At 51.8% G+C, this 22537-nt stretch carries 23 protein-coding genes and 1 pseudogene; 23 read left to right on the top strand and 1 reads right to left on the bottom strand.

What is annotated here, in order from left to right; genetic code table 11:
* Positions 1 to 25: 25 nt before the first annotated feature.
* From fabG to QGT73_RS10710, 22 genes are all read left to right on the top strand, one after another.
* Positions 26 to 772 (top strand): 3-oxoacyl-[acyl-carrier-protein] reductase, encoded by a 747-nt coding sequence (gene fabG / locus QGT73_RS10815; RefSeq protein WP_280122461.1) that lies wholly within the window; start codon positions 26 to 28, stop codon positions 770 to 772.
* Between the two features lie 24 nt (positions 773 to 796).
* Positions 797 to 1387, top strand: a complete 591-nt coding sequence (locus QGT73_RS10810; protein ID WP_280122460.1) for a DUF4290 domain-containing protein — start codon at positions 797 to 799, stop codon at positions 1385 to 1387.
* Positions 1387 to 1941 (top strand): ribosome maturation factor RimM, encoded by a 555-nt coding sequence (rimM, locus tag QGT73_RS10805; protein ID WP_280122459.1) that lies wholly within the window; start codon positions 1387 to 1389, stop codon positions 1939 to 1941. The genes QGT73_RS10810 and rimM overlap by 1 nt, the downstream gene beginning before the upstream one ends.
* Positions 1938 to 2249, top strand: coding sequence for a hypothetical protein (locus tag QGT73_RS10800; RefSeq protein WP_280122458.1), 312 nt, complete (start codon positions 1938 to 1940; stop codon positions 2247 to 2249). Before rimM ends, QGT73_RS10800 begins: the two co-directional genes overlap by 4 nt.
* Before the next feature lie 23 nt (positions 2250 to 2272).
* The gene (locus QGT73_RS10795) at positions 2273 to 2914 is read left to right on the top strand and encodes an OmpA family protein (RefSeq protein ID WP_280122457.1); all 642 of its coding nucleotides are present in this window, start codon (positions 2273 to 2275) and stop codon (positions 2912 to 2914) included.
* Positions 2915 to 2986: 72 nt separating this feature from the next.
* Positions 2987 to 4468, top strand: a complete 1482-nt coding sequence (gene proS / locus QGT73_RS10790) for a proline--tRNA ligase (protein WP_280122456.1) — start codon at positions 2987 to 2989, stop codon at positions 4466 to 4468.
* A gap of 327 nt (positions 4469 to 4795) precedes the next feature.
* The gene (locus tag QGT73_RS10785; RefSeq protein ID WP_280122455.1) at positions 4796 to 5071 is read left to right on the top strand and encodes an HU family DNA-binding protein; all 276 of its coding nucleotides are present in this window, start codon (positions 4796 to 4798) and stop codon (positions 5069 to 5071) included.
* The gene (locus QGT73_RS10780; protein ID WP_280122454.1) at positions 5068 to 6456 is read left to right on the top strand and encodes an HU family DNA-binding protein; all 1389 of its coding nucleotides are present in this window, start codon (positions 5068 to 5070) and stop codon (positions 6454 to 6456) included. Before QGT73_RS10785 ends, QGT73_RS10780 begins: the two co-directional genes overlap by 4 nt.
* 206 nt (positions 6457 to 6662) lie before the next feature.
* Positions 6663 to 7658, top strand: coding sequence for an AAA family ATPase (locus tag QGT73_RS10775; RefSeq protein WP_280122453.1), 996 nt, complete (start codon positions 6663 to 6665; stop codon positions 7656 to 7658).
* A gap of 63 nt (positions 7659 to 7721) precedes the next feature.
* A complete protein-coding gene (locus QGT73_RS10770; protein ID WP_280122452.1) occupies positions 7722 to 8597 on the top strand; it encodes a DUF58 domain-containing protein in 876 nt (291 codons plus the stop codon).
* Between the two features lie 13 nt (positions 8598 to 8610).
* Positions 8611 to 9594 carry a cell wall anchor protein gene (locus tag QGT73_RS10765; RefSeq protein ID WP_280122451.1) on the top strand — a complete coding sequence of 328 codons (984 nt, stop codon included), beginning with the start codon at positions 8611 to 8613 and terminating at the stop codon, positions 9592 to 9594.
* Positions 9595 to 9599: 5 nt separating this feature from the next.
* Positions 9600 to 10586 (top strand): vWA domain-containing protein, encoded by a 987-nt coding sequence (locus tag QGT73_RS10760; protein ID WP_280122450.1) that lies wholly within the window; start codon positions 9600 to 9602, stop codon positions 10584 to 10586.
* An 18-nt stretch (positions 10587 to 10604) separates the two neighbouring features.
* On the top strand, positions 10605 to 11669 hold the full coding sequence (locus QGT73_RS10755; RefSeq protein WP_280122449.1) for a VWA domain-containing protein: 1065 nt from the start codon (positions 10605 to 10607) through the stop codon (positions 11667 to 11669).
* On the top strand, positions 11666 to 12490 hold the full coding sequence (locus QGT73_RS10750) for a tetratricopeptide repeat protein (RefSeq protein WP_280122448.1): 825 nt from the start codon (positions 11666 to 11668) through the stop codon (positions 12488 to 12490). The genes QGT73_RS10755 and QGT73_RS10750 overlap by 4 nt, the downstream gene beginning before the upstream one ends.
* Before the next feature lie 85 nt (positions 12491 to 12575).
* Positions 12576 to 14375: a BatD family protein gene (locus QGT73_RS10745; protein WP_280122447.1), complete on the top strand. Its 1800-nt coding sequence runs from the start codon at positions 12576 to 12578 to the stop codon at positions 14373 to 14375.
* Complete coding sequence (locus tag QGT73_RS10740) at positions 14372 to 15154, top strand: tetratricopeptide repeat protein (RefSeq protein WP_280122446.1); 783 nt, start codon at positions 14372 to 14374, stop codon at positions 15152 to 15154. The genes QGT73_RS10745 and QGT73_RS10740 overlap by 4 nt, the downstream gene beginning before the upstream one ends.
* Before the next feature lie 235 nt (positions 15155 to 15389).
* Positions 15390 to 15650 carry a helix-turn-helix domain-containing protein gene (locus QGT73_RS10735; protein WP_123616878.1) on the top strand — a complete coding sequence of 87 codons (261 nt, stop codon included), beginning with the start codon at positions 15390 to 15392 and terminating at the stop codon, positions 15648 to 15650.
* A gap of 103 nt (positions 15651 to 15753) precedes the next feature.
* Positions 15754 to 16944 carry a universal stress protein gene (locus tag QGT73_RS10730; protein WP_280122445.1) on the top strand — a complete coding sequence of 397 codons (1191 nt, stop codon included), beginning with the start codon at positions 15754 to 15756 and terminating at the stop codon, positions 16942 to 16944.
* Positions 16945 to 17027: 83 nt separating this feature from the next.
* Positions 17028 to 18194, top strand: coding sequence for an AIR synthase related protein (locus QGT73_RS10725; protein ID WP_123616876.1), 1167 nt, complete (start codon positions 17028 to 17030; stop codon positions 18192 to 18194).
* Between the two features lie 76 nt (positions 18195 to 18270).
* Positions 18271 to 19665, top strand: coding sequence for an MltF family protein (locus QGT73_RS10720; RefSeq protein WP_280122444.1), 1395 nt, complete (start codon positions 18271 to 18273; stop codon positions 19663 to 19665).
* A gap of 66 nt (positions 19666 to 19731) precedes the next feature.
* Positions 19732 to 20277 carry a DUF3332 domain-containing protein gene (locus QGT73_RS10715; RefSeq protein WP_280122443.1) on the top strand — a complete coding sequence of 182 codons (546 nt, stop codon included), beginning with the start codon at positions 19732 to 19734 and terminating at the stop codon, positions 20275 to 20277.
* A complete protein-coding gene (locus tag QGT73_RS10710; RefSeq protein ID WP_280122442.1) occupies positions 20262 to 20654 on the top strand; it encodes a VanZ family protein in 393 nt (130 codons plus the stop codon). The genes QGT73_RS10715 and QGT73_RS10710 overlap by 16 nt, the downstream gene beginning before the upstream one ends.
* A 17-nt stretch (positions 20655 to 20671) precedes the next feature.
* Here the strand turns inward: QGT73_RS10710 and QGT73_RS17410 are convergent.
* A pseudogene (locus tag QGT73_RS17410) lies at positions 20672 to 21145 on the bottom strand (Lrp/AsnC family transcriptional regulator).
* Positions 21146 to 21307: 162 nt separating this feature from the next.
* Between QGT73_RS17410 and QGT73_RS10695 the strand changes: the two are divergent.
* Positions 21308 to 22201: a DMT family transporter gene (locus QGT73_RS10695; RefSeq protein WP_280122440.1), complete on the top strand. Its 894-nt coding sequence runs from the start codon at positions 21308 to 21310 to the stop codon at positions 22199 to 22201.
* Positions 22202 to 22537: the final 336 nt, after the last annotated feature.

Below are 22537 nucleotides of genomic sequence, written 5' to 3'. Positions count from 1 at the left end.
CCATATTAAAAAAACTATTCTTGAAATGAAACTACTTGAAGGAAAAGTTGCTCTCATCACCGGTGCCTCACGCGGCATCGGCAAAGGTATTGCCCTCAAATTCGCCTCTGAAGGCGCAGATATAGCTTTCACCGACCTGTTTGACGACGAAAACATGGCCGCCACTGTCAAGGAAATCGAAGCCCTCGGAGTGAAAGCCAAAGGATATGCATCCAACGCTGCCGACTTTGCCCAAACCGAAGAAGTTGTTGCCAAGGTTAAGGAAGACTTCGGCCACATCGACGTGCTCGTCAACAACGCCGGCATAACCAAGGACGGTCTCATGCTCAAGATGAGCGAGGCCCAGTGGGATGCTGTGATCGCCGTCAACCTTAAGAGCGCGTTCAACTTCATCCACGCCATCATCCCCGTAATGATGCGTCAGCGCAGCGGCTCCATCATCAACATGGCATCGGTAGTAGGCGTACACGGCAATGCCGGCCAGGCCAACTACGCAGCGTCCAAGGCAGGTCTCATCGCTCTTGCCAAGAGCATCGCACAGGAGGTAGGCTCACGCGGCATCCGCGCCAACGCCATCGCCCCCGGCTTTATAGAGACAGCCATGACCGCAGCCCTCTCCGACGAGGTGCGCAAGGAGTGGGCTCAGAAAATTCCCCTCCGTCGTGCCGGTCAGGTCGAGGACATCGCCAATGTCGCCACATTCCTTGCCTCCGACATGTCAAGCTACGTGTCGGGCCAGGTAATCGAGGTCGACGGTGGCATGAACATGTAATCATTCCCCCTCCAACCCCACTGAATGTTAACTTACAACACACATCGTCCGCGTCTCATCCTGCCTGAATACGGCAGAGCCATACAGCGTATGGTAGACCACTGTATCACCATCCCCGACAGAGAGGAGCGCACCCGTTGCGCCTACTCAATCATCAGCGCGATGGCACGCATACAGCCCAAGGTGAAAGAACAGGAGGACTGGAAACAGATACTCTGGGACCACCTGGCCTACATGAGCGGCTTCAAACTTGACATCGACTATCCCGTCGAGGTGTCCGCACCCGACAAGTATTCCTCCCGCCCCGAGAAGGTGCCCTACCCGCGCCGCCACATCCGTTACCGCCACTATGGCAAGGATGTGGAGCTCATAATAGCCAAAGCTATAGAGATGCCCGAAGGCCCCGAACGTGACGAGTTGGTCAATCTTGTAGCCAACCACATGAAGAAGCTGCTTCTCGCAGTAAACAAGGACAGTGTGGACGATGCGAAAATCTTCAAGGATCTGGCCGAATATTCCCACGGCATGCTCCGCATCGATCCCGAGACCACCCGTCTCCACGAGTTCAAGATAATCGCACCGCCCCCTACAGGCAAGAAAAAGAAGAAACGCTGATGATATTGCGCACTGACATTACCGAAGCCGGAGTGTTCAACAAACCTCACGGCATAAAGGGTGAAATCTCGGCCACCCTCGACTTTGACATTGACCTTTCAGATGTCAAGTGTATCGTCCTGGATGTCGAAGGGATATTCGTGCCCTTCTTCATAGTGTCCGTGCGACCAAAGACATCCGAAACCGTCCTCATCACCATCGACGGCATCGACTCCGAACAGAAGGCACGCACCCTAACAGGCCGTCCCTTCTACCTGCTTGACAGCGACATCCCGGAGCCCGATGACGCCGATGGCGAGGGAGGGTTTTATCTGTCTGACCTTATCGGCTTTACACTCGCCGACTCCATTGCCGGCACCGTTGGCGAAATCACCGACTACAACGATGCCACGGCCAACTTGCTGCTCATCGTCACCACTCCAGATGGCGAGGAGGTGTATATCCCGGTGGCCGACGAGTATATTGACGAAGTGGACACCGACACCCGGACGCTCCACACCACTCTCCCCTCGGGGATTATTGATCTCAACACCCGACAATCATCCGACTCATGAAAGAATTTGACGAAAAAGAGGCCGTCAAGGCCATGCGTCAGGCCTTGTCGCCCGAAGCATCCCAACGTTGCAGCGACGACGAATTGCTCAACGTCATTGACATCATATGGGACTGGTATGAGGAAAGCGGCCTGCTCAACATTGATGCAGAAGCAGACGACGAAGATGTCAATACCGACGCCCTCAACGCATATGTCAGGAAGATGCTGGCCAAAGACAAACTCTCGCCGATACGCCCCGACGAGGTGGAGCCGCTTGTGGCCGCCGAACTGCGTTACGAACAGTCGCTCGACCCGCTGGCCGACTAATACACATCAATTCAACCGACCGTATGAAACGCTTTCTGCTATCGTTCCTGCTCGCGTCAGTACTCTTGCCCGCCTCCACTTTGCAGGCCAAGGACAAATACACCGACCCCTACAAGGGTTATGACGAGACTGTCTATATGGACATGGACCTTGAGCAAAATATCCTGACGCCTGAAGTAGCTTCGGGCGAACATGCCGCTATAAGCCGATATATGAAAAACGTCGGCCATTCATTAGCGAAAAAGGGATATATCGTCGACATGATGCGCGACGACGAGGTCGTGCTCGTAACCATCCCTACCGATGACCTCTTTCTCCCCAATGACACACTACTCTCTCCCTCGGCCCCTGCCAAATTCGGCCCTGTCATAGCGTTGCTCCGCGACCCTGAGATGTACAAGGTAGTCTATGCTGTGCATACCGACAACACCGGCTCGGCCAAATATAACTCATACCTGTCACACGAGCGCAACAACTCGATATATGACTGGCTGCTCACACAGGTGAGCGAAGACCTCATAGTCATCCCCTATGAGATGGGCGACACCGACCCCGTAGAGCCAAACGACTCACGCAACGGGCGCGCCGCCAACCGCCGCGTGGAGATATATCTGATCCCCGGCCCGAAGATGATAACAAATGCCCATAAGGGACTCATTAAATAAGAATCTTAATGGTTAAAGTTAAAAGTTTAACTGACCGAAATCTGCAATAACAAAAAACTACTATCATAAGCAATGGCTAAAGAACTCAAAGACCTCACAAAACGTAGTGAAAACTACTCACAATGGTATAACGATCTCGTGGTTAAGGCTGACCTCGCAGAACAGTCGGCTGTAAGAGGATGTATGGTAATAAAGCCCTATGGTTACGCCATCTGGGAAAAGATGCAGCGCACTCTTGACGAAATGTTCAAGCAGACCGGCGTGCAGAATGCCTACTTCCCGCTGCTCATACCCAAGTCTTTCCTTTGTCGTGAGGCTGAGCACGTCGAAGGCTTTGCCAAAGAATGTGCCGTAGTAACCCACTATCGTCTGAAAAACGACCCCAACGGCACCGGCGTGGTTGTCGACCCCGATGCCCGTCTTGAGGAGGAGCTGATCATACGCCCCACTTCCGAAACCATCATCTGGGGCACATATAAAAATTGGATACACTCTTACCGCGACCTGCCCGTGCTGTGCAACCAGTGGGCCAACGTGATGCGTTGGGAAATGCGTACACGCATGTTCCTCCGCACCGCTGAGTTCCTTTGGCAAGAAGGCCACTGTGCCCACGCTACGGCCGAAGAATCGGAGGCCCGCACAGTGCAGATGATCAATCTCTACGCCGACTTTGCAGAAAAATACATGGCCATGCCTGTAATCAAGGGCGTAAAGAGTGCCAACGAGCGATTTGCCGGTGCACTCAACACTTACACCATCGAGGCCATGATGCAGGACGGCAAAGCTCTACAGTCGGGTACATCGCATAACCTCGGCCAGAATTTCGCCAAGGCCTTCGACGTAACATTCGTCAATAAGGAAAACAAGCCCGAATACGTATGGGCCAACTCATGGGGCGTGTCGACCCGCCTGATGGGCGCGCTTATCATGACTCACTCCGATGACAACGGTCTTGTGCTTCCTCCCCATCTCGCGCCCATTCAGGTGGTGATCGTCCCCATCTATAAAAACGACGACCAGCGTTCGCTCATTGCCGACGCTGTCGCTCCTATCGTCAACGAGCTCCGCGCTCTCGGCGTAAGCGTCAAGTTTGACGACGCCGACAACAAGCGTCCCGGATTCAAATTTGCCGACTACGAGCTCAAGGGTGTGCCCGTACGTCTGGCCATCGGCACACGCGACATCGAGAACGGCACTATCGAGGTTATGCGCCGTGACACTCTCGAAAAGCACGTCGCTCCCATCGAAGGCATCGCACAGTATTGCAAAGATCTCCTTGAAGAGATTCAGGAAAACATCTTCAAGAAGGCTCTCGCCCACCGTGAATCAATGACACGCACTGTAGAGACCTACGACGAATTTAAGACCGAAATCGAAAAAGGCGGCTTCATCCTCGCTCATTGGGACGGTACTCCCGAGACAGAGGAAAAAATCAAGGAGGAGACCAAGGCTACCATACGCTGTATCCCCCTCGATGGCGACAAGACTCCTGGTGTATGTATGGTCACAGGCAAGCCCTCGGCACAGCGCGTGATTTTCGCCCGTAATTACTAAGAGGGTGTTTCATAACAAATATTAAAGCTTTACCACTCATGGGCGTCTTTTCATTTAACTTGTCCCTAATCATCGGTCACATAGCTACAGCTATGCTCCCTCTGATTATGAACAATTTAAATGAAAATACACCCACGTTAGCTTAACATTTGTTATGAAACACCCTCTAAGCAGACTGAACCAAAAGGGTCACATAAACGTATTTTGTTAGGTGAGGCGTGTCATTACGCCTCGCCTGCAATATTCAAGATCTTCTCATCACGACAGCGCGACAACCGCTCCTCACCCGCATAACCGCTAATTTCTAATCGCTAATTACTATTTGCTTTGGACAGCAAGACCTTCAATTCCCATCTGGCCAAGACGCTCAATCGTTCCGTTGACGAGACCGCCACTCTCATCGATGCGTTCGGCAAACTTCTGGTTGAGACAGGGTCGGAACTCGACTCGATAGCCATTCCCGGATTCGGCACATTCGCCACCATCAAGACCGACGAAAGCATTGTCACCGATGCCGAATCGGGCCGTCGCACCCTCGTACCCCCGAGTATCAGAATGATTTTTCAGCCCAGTGTCGTACTTCGTAAAAAAATGACGCGATGAACCGTAAGATACCTTATCACGAACTGGCGGCTATGCTGGCCGGACACTGCAATATCACTCCGGCCGAGGCCGAAAACTTCATCAAAAGCTTCTTCGACCAACTCACACGGTCATTAACCGAGGGAGAAACTGTGAAAATCAAGGGTATCGGCACTTTCGCTCCAACTGGCGATGCTGAAATACCGGTCTCGTTCATCCCCGACAGCGAGATAGCCGACACCATCAATGCTCCCTTTGCCATGTTTGAGCCTGAGGAGGTTAGTGACTCTCTCTCTGATGATGCATTCAGTCAGCTTGACGCAACCGAAGAGTCCGACAGCGAAAAGCCCGAAGGCGAAGAACTTGCTACCCTGGAGGTCTCGGCACCACAAGAAGAACAAGACTCGCAAGTCGCCACGCCCGCTTCTGCCGAACCGATTGCGGAAGAAGAACAATTAGCTGTCGCAGAAGCCTCTCAATTGCTCACAGAGCAGCCATCAACAACCGAGACAGAGTATATTGCCGAATCGACACCCGCTGAGGAAGTTGCGACTAAAACAGTTGCTGAACCAGTTTCCGAACAGGAACATGCCGATGAACCGGCAAAAACCATACATTCGACATCCGAGCCGACTGTCGAGCCGGTCGTTACAACACCTCAGGCTACCAAGCCCACCCCATCGGTACAACCCGAGCCGAAAACTGATGCAGCCTCACCTGCTGTGCCCGTAAAACCGACAACACAGCCAACTCAGGTGAAACCGACAGCAAAACCTATTGCCCCCGTCGCACCCGTTGTCACCCCCAAGGCCACTCCTGCGTTCCCCGACGAAGAGCCCGAAGAGTATTACCGTGAGCCTGAGCAGAAATCAGGAGCCGGATTTGGCTGGGGATTTGTAATAGGCATGCTCGTAGGCCTCGCCCTTGGAGCATGTGGCGTGTACTTCGCCATTGATTACATATTCCCGACCATGCCTCAGACGCAGCGCAACAATATAGAGGAAGCCGAGCTCGTCCAGGAGATTCAGCTCGACAGTGTGGCCACTCCGCTTGCTGACGATTCAATTAAAGCGTCTACAGCTCCGGTAGCCACCGCAGTCGACACCCTTAAGCCCGCCGAGACACAGGCCTCCGCTCCATCACAGGCCGAGCCTATGGTCAAAGACACCGTGCGCCCCGGCTATCTGCTCAACGACATGGCCAAGAAACACTATGGCAATAAATGCTTCTGGGTATATATCTATGAGGAAAACAAAGCTAAGATAGCTAACCCCAACCGCGTCGGCCCCGGCCTCGTGCTCGTGATTCCACCGGCAGAAAAATACGGTATAAATCCATCCAGCCAGGCAAGTATCAAAGCTGCCAACGAAAAGGCCGGAAAGATACTCACGAAGTATCCCAAATGACATGACATCAGCGTAGAAAACATCGACGGTGTGCCGGCTCAGAGGTCAGGTACACCGTTATTTTATGCTATACATTACACGTAAGTAAAGAAAAAATAGCTAAAATTAACACACCATTTTCACATATTATTTGTTATAATATATAACTTTGTAATCAAAATAAGGACTCAAATAATAACAAACACCATACCTATTCTCACCACACTATGAGCGAAACGGTTAATATCAGAGAGCTTAATGACCTCGTGGCAGGCAAGAGCAATTTCATCAGCTTGGTCACACAAGGAATGGACCAGACCATTGTCGGCCAGAAACACCTCGTCGACTCGCTGCTCATCGCGCTGCTTTCCAACGGACACATACTTCTTGAAGGCGTGCCGGGCCTTGCAAAGACCCTTGCCATCAAGACGCTCGCACAGGTAATCGATGCCAAATACAGCCGTATCCAGTTCACTCCCGACCTTCTTCCCGCCGACGTCACGGGTACAATGATATACAGCATCCAGAAGGAGCAATTCCAGATTAAGAAAGGCCCCATCTTTGCCAACTTCGTACTCGCCGACGAGATTAACCGTGCCCCTGCCAAGGTGCAGAGCGCGCTACTCGAGGCCATGCAGGAACGTCAAGTTACCATCGGTGACGACACATTTCCCCTTCAGGAGCCGTTTCTTGTAATGGCGACCCAAAACCCTATCGAGCAGGAAGGCACATATCCTCTGCCCGAGGCACAAGTTGACCGTTTCCTTCTCAAAGTCATAATCGGCTATCCCACTAAGGAGGAAGAGAAGATAATTATCCGTCAGAACATCAGCGGTGAGCGCAAGAAAGTACAGCCCCTGCTCCACCCCTCCGAAATACTCGAAGTGCAGAGGATTGTCGAAAAGATATACCTTGATGAAAAGATCGAGCGTTATATCGTTGACATTGTGTTTGCCACACGTAATCCGGGTGACTTCGGTCTGAAAGACCTCGCCGGCATGATCAGCTTCGGAGCATCGCCCCGCGCATCGATAGGCATGGCCCGCGCCTCCCGCGCATACGCCTTCCTGCGTCAGCGCGGTTATGTAATTCCCGAAGATGTGCGTGCAGTGTGTCACGACGTACTCCGCCACCGCATCGGACTCACCTACGAGGCCGAAGCCAATAACATCACCACCGACCAGATTATTTCGGAGATACTCGACAAGGTCGAGGTGCCCTGATGACAACAGCCCTCTCTCCTCGCCTCCACCACCTCCAAGACTCTTACACCACCGCTATAACTCATGGAAGCCAACGAACTCCTGAAAAAAGTACGTAAAATCGACATAAAGACTCGCGGTCTCTCCCAGAACATCTTTGCCGGAGAGTATCATACAGCCTTTAAAGGCCGAGGCATGACCTTTGCCGAAGTCAGGGAGTACCAGTATGGCGACGATGTGCGCGACATCGACTGGAACGTCACCGCTCGTCACAACCGCCCCTATGTCAAGGTCTATGAGGAGGAGCGTGAGCTTACAGTGATGCTGCTCGTCGATATGTCGCGAAGCCGTCTCTTCGGAGCCGTCGGCGAGGACAAACGCGAGATGATAGCTGAGATTGCCGCCACCATAGCCTACTCGGCCATTACCAACAACGATAAGATAGGCGTGATATTCTTCTCCGACAAGATCGAGAAATTCATCCCCCCAAAGAAAGGTAAGAAACACATCCTGCTCATCATACGCGAGCTCATTGACTTCACGCCCGAAAACCCTGGGACAGATATCGGTGTTGCCCTCCGTTATATGACCGACGCGCTCAAAAAACGCTGCACGACATTCCTCATATCCGACTTCATCGACCGTCATGACTACTCGCGCCAGCTTCAGGTGGCATCCAACAAGCATGACATCATAGCCATCCAGGTCTATGACAAACGTGACACATCGCTCCACGACATCGGACTGATGCGTGTCACAGACCTCGAGACCGGCAGTACGGGATGGATTGACACCTCGTCGCGCTCTACCCGCCAGGCCTACAGCAAATGGTGGTATGAGCGTCAGCAGGCTATGACCGAAGCTCTCAGCAAGAGCCGTGTCGACCTGGCCTCGATTGCCACCGACGAGGATTTCGCCAAAGCTCTTATGGCATTGTTCAAAAACCGTGGCGTCAGATAAACGTTCAACTTATATGACCCGACACTTACGCATCCTATTCGCAGCCCTCACGCTCGCCCTTGCAGCCTCTATGCCGGCCGCCTCGCAGACCTCACTCAAAGTCTCGCTTGACTCGGCCTATCTGCTCATGGGCAAAACCACCCCTCTGCATATCGAGCTGATCAAGCCGGCCGATGCCGAGGGTGCGTTGCTTATCCCGGCCGACACCATTGCCGACAAGGTCGAGATACTGCGCGCTCTTGAAGCAGACACATCCGACATACGCAACGGTCGTGTCGAGATACGTCAGGATCTCACTTTACAGTCATTTGACTCCGGCACCTATATACTCAGCCCGATACGCTATGTGCAGGGCAACGAGACAATAGCGTCCAACAAGCTCGTGCTCAAGGTAATCCCGACGCCCGTCGACTCACTCACCACCATTCACGACTATGCCGATGTGGCCGATGTCGACCGCAGACTCGTCGACTATCTGCCCGACTTTCTTGCCGATTACGGATTGTGGATTCTTGCCGTCATCATAGTGCTTCTGCTCGGTTATTTCACCCTGCGCCGCCTCACCTCACGCAAGGGAGCCGTCGCCGAGAAGGTGATTGTAATACCACCTTACGAACGAGCCATTACAGCCCTCGAGTCACTCCGCGCCGACAAATTGTGCGAGCAGGGACGAGAGAAAGAGTTCTACACACGTCTCACCGACATTCTGCGTCAGTATCTCAACGGACGCTTCGGCATCAATGCCATGGAGATGACATCCACCCAGATACGCCATACTCTTCAGGCCAACGAGGAAACACGTCTGTCGAAACGCAATATGGATCGCGTGCTCGAGACTGCCGACTTCGTAAAGTTTGCCAAAGTGCGTCCCCTGCCCGACGACAACATCATGGCATTCAACTCAGCCTTGCAGTTTGTCGAAGACACCAAGCCTCAGCCCGTTCCCGAACCCACCGGTGACGACACCACGACACCTCAATCTGAAAAAGAAAAATAAGATATATGCAACTGGCTCATCCCCATTATCTATGGCTGCTTCTTGTGTTGGTGCCACTTATAGGATGGTATCTCTATAAGCACCGCTCGTTGCATCCATCGCTCGAAATATCCTCCACGCGCCCCTTTGCCAAACTCGGCACCCCCTGGCGCGCATGGCTGATGCACCTGGTGTTTATGCTCCAGCTCGGCACCATAGCGTGTGTGATAGTCATTCTCGCACGCCCGCAGACCCGCGACTCATGGAACACATCGAGCGTCGAAGGCACCGACATCGTCCTTGCCCTCGACATCTCCACCTCCATGCTTGCCCGCGACTTTAAGCCCGACCGATTTGAGGCTGCCAAGGAGGTCGCCGCCAAGTTTGTAGCCGGACGTGAAGGCGACAACATCGGACTGGTAATTTTCGCCGCCGAGAGTTTCACATCCCTCCCTATGACCACCGACCGCTCCATGATAGCCAACTACATCAGCGACATCAAGATGGGTATGCTCCAGGACGGTACTGCCATTGGTGACGGTCTGGCCACCTCCATCAACCGTATCAAGGAAGGCAAGGCCAAATCAAAGAGCATCATCCTACTGACCGACGGCTCCAACAACACCGGCACCGTGGCTCCAATAACGGCCTCCGAGATAGCCAAGCAGCTCGGCATCAAGGTCTACACCATAGGCATCGGCACCAACGGCACAGCCCCCTACCCTCAGGAAAACGAGTTTGGACGCATCGTCTACACGCCACTCCCTGTAGTGATTGACGAAGCCACACTTCGCACCATAGCCGACAACACCGGCGGCAAATATTTCCGCGCAACAGGCAATAATGTACTTAAAGACATCTTTGCCGAAATCGACCGTCTCGAGAAGACCAAGATGGATCTGCGCAACTTCTCCTCGACCGAGGACGACTATATGCCGTGGGCAGTAGCTGCCCTTTCGCTCTTCGGTCTTGCCGTATTGCTCCGCTACACACTCCTACGTGCTACCCCCTAAGCATCCTATTTTTAAGGTATGATTACATTTGCCTATCCCCATCTGCTATATCTCCTGCTGCTTCTCCCCGTAGTGGCAGGGCTATTCCTTCTGGCCCGTTACGCCCGCATGCGTAAGCTGCGCCGCTTCGGCAACCCCGACACGCTCGCGGCTCTGATGCCCGAAGTATCGCGCTATATGCCGTGGGTCAAACTCACCTTCTCGCTGCTTATCATAGCTGTACTTGTCATCATCCTGGCACGTCCGCGCGCCACTTCAGGCCTTGACGCAGACGCTGCCGAGACCGAAACCACACGCGGTATTGAAGTGATGATATGCATGGACGTATCCAACTCCATGCTCGCATCCTCGACCGATGACGAAGCCGGTGTAAGCCGTCTGCAGCGCGCAAAATTCATCCTCGAGAAACTTATCGACAAGATGAACAATGACAAGGTAGGCCTCATCGTCTTTGCCGGAGACGCCTACACCCAGCTTCCCATCACCTCCGACTACATTTCGGCCAAAATGTTTATCAACTCCATCACCACCGATATGGTGCCGACCCAGGGTACAGCCATTGGCGCAGCCCTCGAGATGGCGATGAATTCGTTTACACCCACCGACGATATGGGCAAGGCCATCGTATTGCTCACCGATGCCGAAAACTTTGAGGATAACGCCGTAGAGGCAGCCAAACGAGCAGCCGGAGCCGGCATCCAAGTCGATGTTATCGGTCTTGGCACCGGACGCGAGGCCCGCATCCCCGTCGGTAACGGCCGCTATATGATCAATCCAATGACAGGTGAGGAAGTCGTTACACGCCATGACGAGTCAACCGGCGCAGAGATAGCCAAAGCCGGCAAGGGCATATATGTCAACGGAGCCTCAACTTCGGCAATCAATGCCGTCGATACCAAGATGGATGAACTCGAGCAGAAAGAATTTGAACGCAAATCGTTCTCTCCACAGAGCGAGCAGTTCCCCATCGTGGCATGGATAGCACTCATACTTCTCGTCGCCGACGTTTTTGTGGTGACCCGCAAGATTTCATGGCTTAAAAAATATCGTTTCTTCACCAAAGAGGAAGGAGGCGAAAAATGAACACACGTTATCTAAAATATCTGTTACTCTCCGCCACTCTCGCCACTCCGGCCTTGGCCTCGGCTGCCGGTGACAATTCCACACGTCGCGAGCGCAATTTCATTGTGGAGGGCAACAAACTCTATCATGACGAACGTTATGCTGACGCCGAAGTAGCCTATCGCAAGGCTCTCGAAATCGACGCGATGAACGAAATTGCACAGTTTAATCTTGCCGCTACTCTGCTGCGGCAAGGCACAGCCACCGGCGAGAACGAGAAGCAGGCGTCACAGATACTCGGTAAACTTGCTACCGATGCAGAGGATGTGGCGATAGCCGAAAAAGCATTTTACAATCTCGGCAACATCGCCTTCAACGCACAGGATTATGCCAAGAGCATCGAGCTTTACAAGAACGCTCTCCGGCGCAATCCAGACAACGACAAGGCCCGTGAAAATCTGCGTCTGGCACAAAAACGTCTGCAAGACCAGCAGGACCAGAATCAGGATCAGAACAAGGACCAGCAGAACCAGGATAAAAACCAGGACAAGGATCAAAATAAAGATCAGAATAAAGATCAAAACAAAGATCAGAATAAAGACCAAAACCAGGACCAAAACAAAGACCAACAGCAGCAACAACAGTCTCAGGACCAGAAACAACAGTCTCAGGACCAGAAACAACAGCCCCAGCAGCAACGCCAGTCGGGCATAAGCAAAGAAAATGCCGAGAAAATACTCAAGGCTATGGAAAACGAAGAGAACGCCACACGCCAGCGAGTCAATGCCGAACGCAACAAAAACGGCGCGCCGGCACGCCGACAGGTCACAAATCCCTGGTAACAGACTGCGGGTTATCAATCCAAAAACATCTCTTAGCTCCCGCCCCCCACCCAACCCTCTACACAGGTCAATTCAAATTGCGAGTATGAAACGTTTCTCTATATTATTTATCATCATAGCACTTCTCACTACCTGCGTATATGCCGCCGGTGATGTGAAGTTTACCGTCAAAGCTCCCGGACGGGTCTATGAAGGCGACAAGTTTCCCGTTACCTTCCGGCTCTCCAATGCCGAGGGTTCTGATCTAAAAGTCTCGGCCATCGACGGATGTACACTTCTTTTCGGCCCCTCCACATCCACGTCTCAGAGCTACTCGGTGGTCAACGGCCACGCCGAATCGTCATCGGCCGTAGAATATACCTATTATTACCGGGCTGACAAGGCCGGCAAATACACCATACCGGCCGCTTCAATCTTAGCTGGCGGCAAACGGCTCACTACGCAGACTGCAACTCTCACGATCCATGAGCGGGCCGAACGTGACACTCCCGCATCACAACGCCCTGTGGCGGTTGACGATGTAGACACACAGACAGCCGGACGCAAAGTCAATGCCGATGATGTGTTTGTGCGTATCATCCTCTCACGCTCTTCGGCCTATGAGCAGGAAGCAATCGGCTGTACCATCAAACTTTACACAAAATACTCCATCTCCTCGTTCATGCCTACGCGTCAGCCGTCGTTTGACGGATTTCTCATCCAGGAACTCGACGTGCAGCCTGCGCTCAACGAGATTGAGAACTATCGCGGACAGGACTACATGACTGCCGTGCTCAAACACTGCATCATCTTCCCACAGAAGAGCGGCAAGCTCACCATCAATTCGGGCAACTACGACATCTCGGTCGTGCAGTATGACAACGTGAATATGGGTATGTTTCAGGTGCGCCAGCCCCGCGAGACCAAAATCAAGGTCAGCTCCAACACCGGCTCTATCAACATCCTGCCACTCCCCTCACCCAAGCCTGACGGATTTAATGGAGCTGTCGGCGACTTTACCATCGACTCACGTCTCGTAGGCAACTCGTTCCGCACCAACGACCCCGCAACTCTCATCTACACTATCTCCGGCACCGGCAATATCAAGTATCTCAAGGAGCCGCAGATTGATTTCCCCTCCGAGTTTGAGCAATACACCCCCAAGAGCGACATCAAGACTTCGGTGTCGGGCAACGAAGTATCGGGAACAATGACAGTCGAATATACTTTCGTGCCCCAGAGCGTAGGAAACTTCACCATTGGCAGTGACAAATTCGTCTATTTTGATCCTGCCAAACGCGATTATGTTACACTCACAACGCCTTCTTATCCCGTCAAAGTAGCCAAGGGTCTCTCGACACCGGCTCCAACCGAGGACCAGAAAGCCATCGAGAATAAAAATTCCGACATACGCCACATCTATCTCGGAGAAAAGAATCCCTCTCACAATCACTCGCTCACCGTTCGCTCGGCATTCTACTGGACGCTCTACATAGTCCTGATTATAATCACCGGCGCAGTGATTGTGGCCAACCGCGCACGCGCACGCCGCAATGCCGACGTCTCGGGCATGCGCACCGCCAAGGCAAGCAAAGTTGCCTCCAAGCGACTCAAGACTGCCGGGAAATATCTGTCGGCGGGCGACAACGACAAATTCTACGAAGAGATGCTCCGTGCGCTATGGGGTTACCTATCCGACAAGCTCGCCATACCACTCTCGCAGCTTACCCGTCAGAACATTGTCGACAAACTTACCGAAAAGGGCTACTCGTCCGAAGCCACATCGTCAATCGTCAACGTGCTCGACGAGTGCGAGATGGCACGTTACACCCCCGAAAGCTCCTCGCGCATGGACGCCGTGTACAGCGAAGGCGCAAAAGCAATCAATAATCTCGAAAAACGATGAAACACGTCATACTGACCACCATAATAATACTGCTGGGCACATTTGCTCTCCGCGCCGAGTCTCAGCTTATCACTCAGGCCGACTCAGCTTACAATGCAGACGATTTTCGTCAGGCCGCCGATATGTATCTCAATGTGATACAGCAGGAAGGGCCTTCAGCCAAACTATATTACAATCTCGGCAACACCTATTATCGCCTCGGCGAGATGGGCAATGCGGTTATCGCCTATGAGCGCGCCCTGCGTCTTGATCCGTCCGACAAGGATGCTCGCAACAATCTCGACTTTGTAAACGCCCGCATTACCGACCGTCCCGGCGAGCGAGGAACATTTCTCGGCAATGCCCTTGACGCAATCTCGGCCTACGCCCATTCCAACACATGGGCATGGATAGCCTTCACCTGTTTTGCGCTCACTCTTGTCGGTATTCTCGCCTACCTGTTTTCAGAGGTAGTGACTGTGAGAAAAATCGGATTTTTCGGTGGCATACTCACTGTTATAGGTTGTTGTGCTTGCCTCTTTTTCTCATTCCGTGCGGCATCCATTGCTTCGGCCGACAATGTGGCCATAGTGACTGTCCCCTCCACAATCCTAAGCACCACCCCTCGTGTTCCTCAGGACAGGACACAGGAAGCCATGCTACTCCACGAAGGCACCAAAGTCACAATACTCGACTCCGTGCGCTCCACTACCGACTCCATCCACTCGCTCTGGTATGACGTGGAGGTAGACAACGCCCATCGTGCATGGATCAACGCCGCAGCCGTACAAAAAATATAGTCATACGATATAAACAAAGTATCGGCTCTATTTTTCGCACCCTATATATTACAAATTATCAGCAAATTACAATAAAGATGTTATATAACATCTTTATTTCATCGACAAATATTTGCTTTTTTCGTTATATAATCATAACTTAGTGACGCGATAAGGAAAACCACCCCCTCCGCATCAACTATTATAATTTGTACAAACCCAATTTACTCTAACCCTCAAAACCCGATACTAAATCATGACTAAAACTATCACCTTCAACGACCTCCGCCGCATCAAGGACAGTCTTCCCGACGGTTCAATCCGCCAGATCGCCGACCGTCTCAATGTCACCCCCCAGACAGTACGCAACTACTTCGGAGGCACAAACTATGAGTTTGGCAAGAATTGTGGTGTACACATCGAACCGGGACCCGACGGAGGCATTGTAGTGCTCGACGACACTACTATTTATGACATGGCTGTGGAGATACTCCAGGGCCTTGAGAAAGAGGCGTAAATCCCATTGCGGGAACTTACGTCTTTGTTATTTTAAACCATACAGGAGGACAAAAGCGGCATATATAAGCCAACTTTTCGTCCTCCTGTCCGTTTTAATATATGTGAAACCGGCTGTCCCGGCCAAAATCAAAAACAACACGCCTATGCTTTCCGACCGACTCATCACCGTAGCCATACACACCTATGACCGCGCTCACCAGCTCAAAACACTTCTGGAGAGCGAAGGCATAGCCGTCACCCTTCAGAACGTCAATCTCACCAATCCCTCCATATCGGCCGGCATACGTGTGAGAATCAAAGAGTGTGATTTGCCTCAAGCCTTGCGCATAATAGAGAATATCGAAATACTCGCCCCCGAAGCCGTACGCACTCTCCACGATGAGACTCACCCTTCGATACTTGTCCCGGTCGACTTTTCCGACAGTTCGCTCAAAGCAGCACTTGTGGCATTCAGGATAGCCGCCTCACTAAAGGTGGACATACATCTGCTCCACACTTATGTTGATCCCGCTTTCTCGGGCCGGTCGGTAATGCAACTGTCCGACTCGCTGACCTTTGACGCGCCGCCGGTCGATACTGTCGACGAAGTGCGACTCGACCGCGACCTCGACAAAGTAGCCGGGGAACAAATGTCAGAATTTGAAGGAAAGATACGCGACAAGATACGCGCCGGTGTAATCCCCGGTGTTCGCTTCACGTCGGAAGTCACCGAAGGCCTGCCGGAAGAAACCATCTATGACTATTGCACGGCCAACAAAAATCCACTCACAGTCATGGGCACCCGCGGAGCTGACAGCCATTCACGCCAACTAGTCGGCAGCGTAGCGGCCGAGGTGCTCGACAGTTGCCGCACAGTCACGCTCACCGTACCCGAGAGTACTCCGTGGGCCGCATCAGGCATGCCTGGTGCAGTTGTATTCTTCACGACTGCAAGTCAGGAGGACATCATCGCGCTCGACACTCTCTACCGTACATTTCCCGACACTCCGCTATGTGTCACACTCGTCTCCGTCCCGCCGAGCCGCCTGTCCAAAGCCGGCCCCGAGTCGCTCGACAAGTTGCTCGACTACTGCCGTGCCAATTATCCGGCATTCACATTCAAGACTTCGCCTCTCTCGTTCACCAATCCCGTTGATGACTTTGACAGAATCACAGCCGACCATCCGGCCGACCTTATAGTCGTGGCAACCAGACGCAAAAACATATTCTCGCGACTATTCAATCCGTCACTCGCCCATAGGCTCCTTTTCCGGTCCGACACCCCGCTCATGTCAATACCCGTAAAAGGATAGTCACGATATATTGATACTTCATCCAATTTTTCGTAACTTTGCCAAAAACTTTTCAACTATACAATATTCATAGAAAATACCTCATGAGCGACCGTCGTTACAACCTGCGTGGAGTCTCAGCCTCTAAAGAGGACGTGCACAACGCAATCAAGAATGTCGACAAAGGCATCTTCCCTCAGGCCTTCTGCAAAATAATCCCTGACATACTCGGAGGCGACCCCGAGTGGTGTAATATCATGCACGCCGACGGTGCCGGCACCAAATCATCGCTCGCCTATGCTTACTGGCGCGAGACAGGCGATCTGAGCGTATGGCGCGGCATCGCGCAGGACGCACTCGTAATGAATATAGATGACCTTCTGTGTGTGGGTGCCACCGATAATATCCTGGTGTCCTCGACTATCGGACGCAACAAGAATCTCATACCCGGCGAAGTCATCTCTGCCATCATCAATGGCACCGAGGAGCTCCTCGCCCGTCTGCGCGAAATGGGCATAGGCATCTATTCGACCGGTGGCGAGACTGCCGATGTCGGCGACCTCGTGCGCACCATCATCGTCGACTCGACCGTGACTTGCCGCATGCGTCGCGCCGATGTAATCGACAACGCCAATATCAAGGCCGGCGACGTAATCGTAGGCCTCGCATCATTCGGACAAGCCACCTATGAAGACCGATACAACGGCGGCATGGGCAGCAACGGACTCACATCGGCACGCCACGACGTATTTGCCAAATATCTTGCCGAAAAATATCCCGAGACTTTCGACGCCGCTGTGCCTGACGACCTCGTATATTCAGGCTCAAAACATCTTGACGATGCTGTCGAAGGCTCTCCCGTCAATGCCGGTCAACTCGTGCTCTCCCCCACTCGCACCTATGCTCCCGTAATAAAGAAACTTCTTGCCGAGATGCGTCCAGCCATTGACGGCATGATTCACTGCACAGGCGGTGCTCAGACCAAGGTGATGCACTTTGTCAACAACAAATATGTCATAAAGGACAACCTCTTCCCCATTCCCCCGCTCTTTGACCTAATCCAAAAGGAAAGCGGCACACCGTGGAGCGAAATGTTCAAGGTGTTCAACATGGGCCACCGTATGGAAATATACACAGCCCCCGAGCATGCACAGCAGGTGATGGACATAGCCCAGAGCTTCGGCATAGACTCTCGTATCGTAGGCCGTGTCGAGGACGCTCCGTCCAACCGCCTCACCATCACTACCGAGGCCGGCACGTTTGAATACTAAGAGACTGTCGACAAACAATCTCTAACAAACGGCCGTCACCCCGTTCTCTCCTCAACTCTCCTGTCAACTCCTGATTATGAAATGTACCCGCACACTCCTCCCAGCACTCATCGCCGCCACATTGCTCCTGGCCGCAGCCGTCGGCTGCACCTCGGGCAACGGCGACAATAAAAAATCAGGCTCCGATTCATCGGCCAAACACTTTCCCGACACACTCCGTGTAGTCACTCTCTACAGCCCTGCATCCTACTTTATATACAAAGGACAGGAGATGGGCTATGACTATGAACTTGTCACCGCCCTTGCCGTCGACAAAGGTCTGACACTGAAAGTCGACATTGCCCCTTCTCTTTCGCGAGCTATCGAAATGCTCGACTCCGGCAAGGTTGACCTCATAGCCTATGAGGTGCCAATCACGGCCGAATATAAGGAAAAAGTCGTAGCCTGTGGGCCGGAAAACATCACCACCCAGGTGCTTGTTCAGCCCAAGCGAGGAGAGGAGGAGCTCATAACCGACGTGACAGGCCTCGTAGGCAAGGATGTATATGTTGAAGCCGAGTCAAAGTATGAGGCACGCATGAACAATCTTAACCAGGAGTTGGGCGGAGGCATCCGTATCCATCCCGTCAACCGCGACACCATGATTACTGAAGACCTCATAGCCATGGTGAGCGAGGGCAAGATACCTCTTACGGTGGTCGACAGCGACATAGCGCACATCAACAAGACTTATTACAACGATCTCGACATCAACACGCAGCTCAGTTTTGAACAGCGTTCGGGCTGGGCTGTGGCTCCCGACCACAAATGGCTTGGCGACAGTATCGATGCGTGGCTCAACACCGACAAGCCCCGCTCCGAACAGGCCCGTCTGCTCAAACGCTACTTCGAGTTGAGCAAAAACGAACCGGGCAACGGTTTTGTATCGTCGGCCGGACGTGTCTCTCCGTTTGACGACCTGTTCAAAAAATATGCCGACAAATATGAATGGGACTGGAAACTTCTGGCATCGCAGGCCTATGTCGAGAGCAAGTTTGACTCCACGGCAGTGTCGTGGGCCGGAGCACGCGGTCTGATGCAGATAATGCCACGCACAGCCAAAGGTTACGGACAGTCGGCCAAAAGCGTGATGAAAAATGATGTGGCCGTAGAGACGTCACTCAAACTCCTGCGCGACCTAGACAAGCAGTTGGCCTCGCGAGTCCCTGACCCCGAGGAGCGTAAAAAGTTTGTCATTGCATCCTACAATTCAGGACTGGCCCATGTGCTCGACGCCATAGCTCTCGCAAAAAAATACGGACTCAACCCTGAAAAGTGGGACAACAACGTAGCCAAAGCGATACTCTGGAAATCCAACCCGAGATATTACAAAGATCCGGTGGTGAAATTCGGCTATTCGCGCGGACGCGAAACATTCGATTACGTCAACCGTGTCTATGCCTACTATGCCAAGTCAAAGATATACGGATAGTCCCCTCCATTCTCACACTCACGTATCAACTCCCCTAATATAATTCATAACAAACATTTTGCTAATATGAAAAAACGCCTCATCCCCGTCGCGCTCGTAGCAGCCATCAGCGCGCCGCTCTTCACATCGTGCATCGGTAGCTTCGCTCTCACCAACAAGCTCCTGTCATGGAACAACTCTATCGGCAGCAAAATCGTCAACGAACTCGTGTTTATCGGTCTCTGGGTTCTTCCCGTATATGAAGTGTCAGTTCTTGCCGACGTAGTTGTCATCAACTCCATCGAATTCTGGAGCGGTTCCAACCCCATGGCATGCGGAAAGAAAATGATTGACGGACACGACGGCCGTTATCTGGTGGAATGTGACGGCAAGGGCTATACCATCACTTCGGAGAATGATGGTTCGCAGATACGTCTCGACTTTGATGTAGCCGAGCAGACCTGGTCGGTGGCCATGCCTAACGGTCAGAGCTACGACTTCATGACATTTGTTGACGACAATCACGTAAAGATGCCCACTGCCGACGGCAAAGGTATGATTGTCGACCTCACCGAAGAAGGACTTCTCGCTTATCGCGCTCAAGCCGACAACTCACTGTGGGCCGCAAGATAATTGACGCCATACCGGCCTACCAGCCGACAGCCACCGTGCTGGTGGCCATACTTTATCTCACCCTCCTTCCCCAACCTTTGGGGGAGGAGGATATCAGTCTGTTTGACGGTGCCGACAAGATGGCGCATTTCATCATGTTCGGAGGTCTGACAGGCACTTTTTTATTTGACAGATTCCGTATATCGCGCCCCCTTTCACTGCGCGGCGCACTGACGGCCGCGTTTGTCTCGGCCATATTCGGCGCACTGATTGAATATCTGCAATATGCCATGCAGATGGGCCGTGCCGGCAACGACATATACGATGCCCTTGCCAACACTCTCGGAGCCTTCACAGCTGTGCTCGTCTGCCGGTGGCTGAGATGGACCGCCGACTGACATTCGCCGGACATCTGTCAACCCTGCGCTCTGACGCTGAGAGTAGTCGTGTGTTTTATCTCGCTAAGCACAAACGAACTCTGCATCTTAACTATGCCGTGCACCTTGGTCAGCTTGTCAAACACGAAGTGATTGAACTCATTCATATCTCTGAGCACTATCTTGAGCAGGAAGTCAAACACTCCGCCCGTGCAGTAACACTCTACCACTTCCTCCAGCCCGGCTATGTCCTACTTGAAGCAATTGATATGCTTGTCATCATGCACAGCAAGCGACACATTGCAAAACGCCACAAGCGACAATCCGACTTTCTTATTGTCGACCAAAGCCGTGTAGCTGGTAATCACACCATCATTTTCAAGTCTCCTGATACGCTCATAGACCGGAGTCTTTGAGAGATTAAACTCGTCACACAGTTCCTTTGTGCTGACTTTTGCATCTTTTTGAAGAGCCTTCAACAGTTTTACATCTGTTTCATCCAATCTTGTCATAGTCTATTTTCCTGTTTTATATATCTACATTCTATCCTATCGGTAATTTAGGGCTTAATCAGATACAAATTCAGGAATATTCGCGCAATTACACATAACATATATAGGAATAATGCCTGAATAAACATACCTTTGCAGTCAAAAAAAATCGACACACAGACTATGAATGTAAGACACATCTCTCTCCCAATCCACGGCAGACTATTGTATCACATCATAGCCCTTATGACCGTAAGCATCTGGGGAGTGACATTCGTATCGACAAAAATACTCATAAACACGGGGCTCAATCCTACCGAAATATTCATTTATCGGTTTCTTATAGCCTACATATGCATCTTAGCTATCTCCCACAAAAAGCTCTGGGCCGACAATCTGAAAGACGAAATAACAATGTGTCTGGCCGGACTCTGTGGCGGCTCGCTCTACTTCATCGCTGAAAACACGGCCCTCGGCATGACCTTTGCCTCCAATGTATCGCTTCTCATATGCACAGCTCCAATCTTCACCATGATTCTTGAGCGAATATTATTTCACGCACCTATGCGACCACGTATGCTTGGCGGTTCGCTCATCGCTCTTTGCGGTGTGGGGTTCGTAGTGTTTGACGGCACATTCAATTTAGGCACTAATCCGCTCGGCGATATTCTCACTATAGCAGCAGCCATGCTGTGGGCCATGTATTGTATCATACTCAAAGTCATTGCCCGACGCTACTCCACATTTTTCATCAGCCGCAAGGTGTTTTTCTACGGACTTCTATCGGCCTCTCTGACATTATTATACAATCAGCAGCCGATCGATACCTCGATGCTTTTACTCCCAGAGGTATACGGTAACCTCCTGTTTCTCGGAGTATTCGCATCCATGATATGCTACATACTGTGGAACAGTGTGGTCAATATTCTCGGAGCCGATAAGGCGGCCAACTATATCTATTTCGTTCCGATGATGACGATACTGACTGCTGTCACATTTCTCGCCGAGCCTTTCACACTGTTCACTGTAGTCGGTACGACTATGATAATTGGCGGTGTGTTCACAGCCGAAAGATAACCTCTGTTTTAGTTTAGATTTATTGGTTTGGTTCAGAATAGATGTATATATCTAAGCCTACCTTTTTTGTCCGGTCTATTGATTTGCAATGTAAAAAGTTGTAACTTTGCAAATGGCTGGGAATGCAACATCACAGCATTTTTTTGAAAAAAAGACATTAGTGTCCACTAAAAAATCATAAGAGTACTTTGAAATTATTGAAATTCAATTTGTTGTGAGCGTTTTTGAGGTGCGACGATTTGAAATTAACTTTGCAGTCTGAATCAGGCTGTTATGTTAAAAGACAAGTACGTTTTTGCTCAATTAGTCAAGTTCCTCGACAATGACAAGTTCCGT

This window comes from Duncaniella muricolitica (assembly GCF_910574735.1).
GTDB classification, from domain to species: Bacteria; Bacteroidota; Bacteroidia; order Bacteroidales; family Muribaculaceae; genus Duncaniella; species Duncaniella muricolitica.
This window is presented reverse-complemented; position numbering and strand designations above follow the sequence as displayed.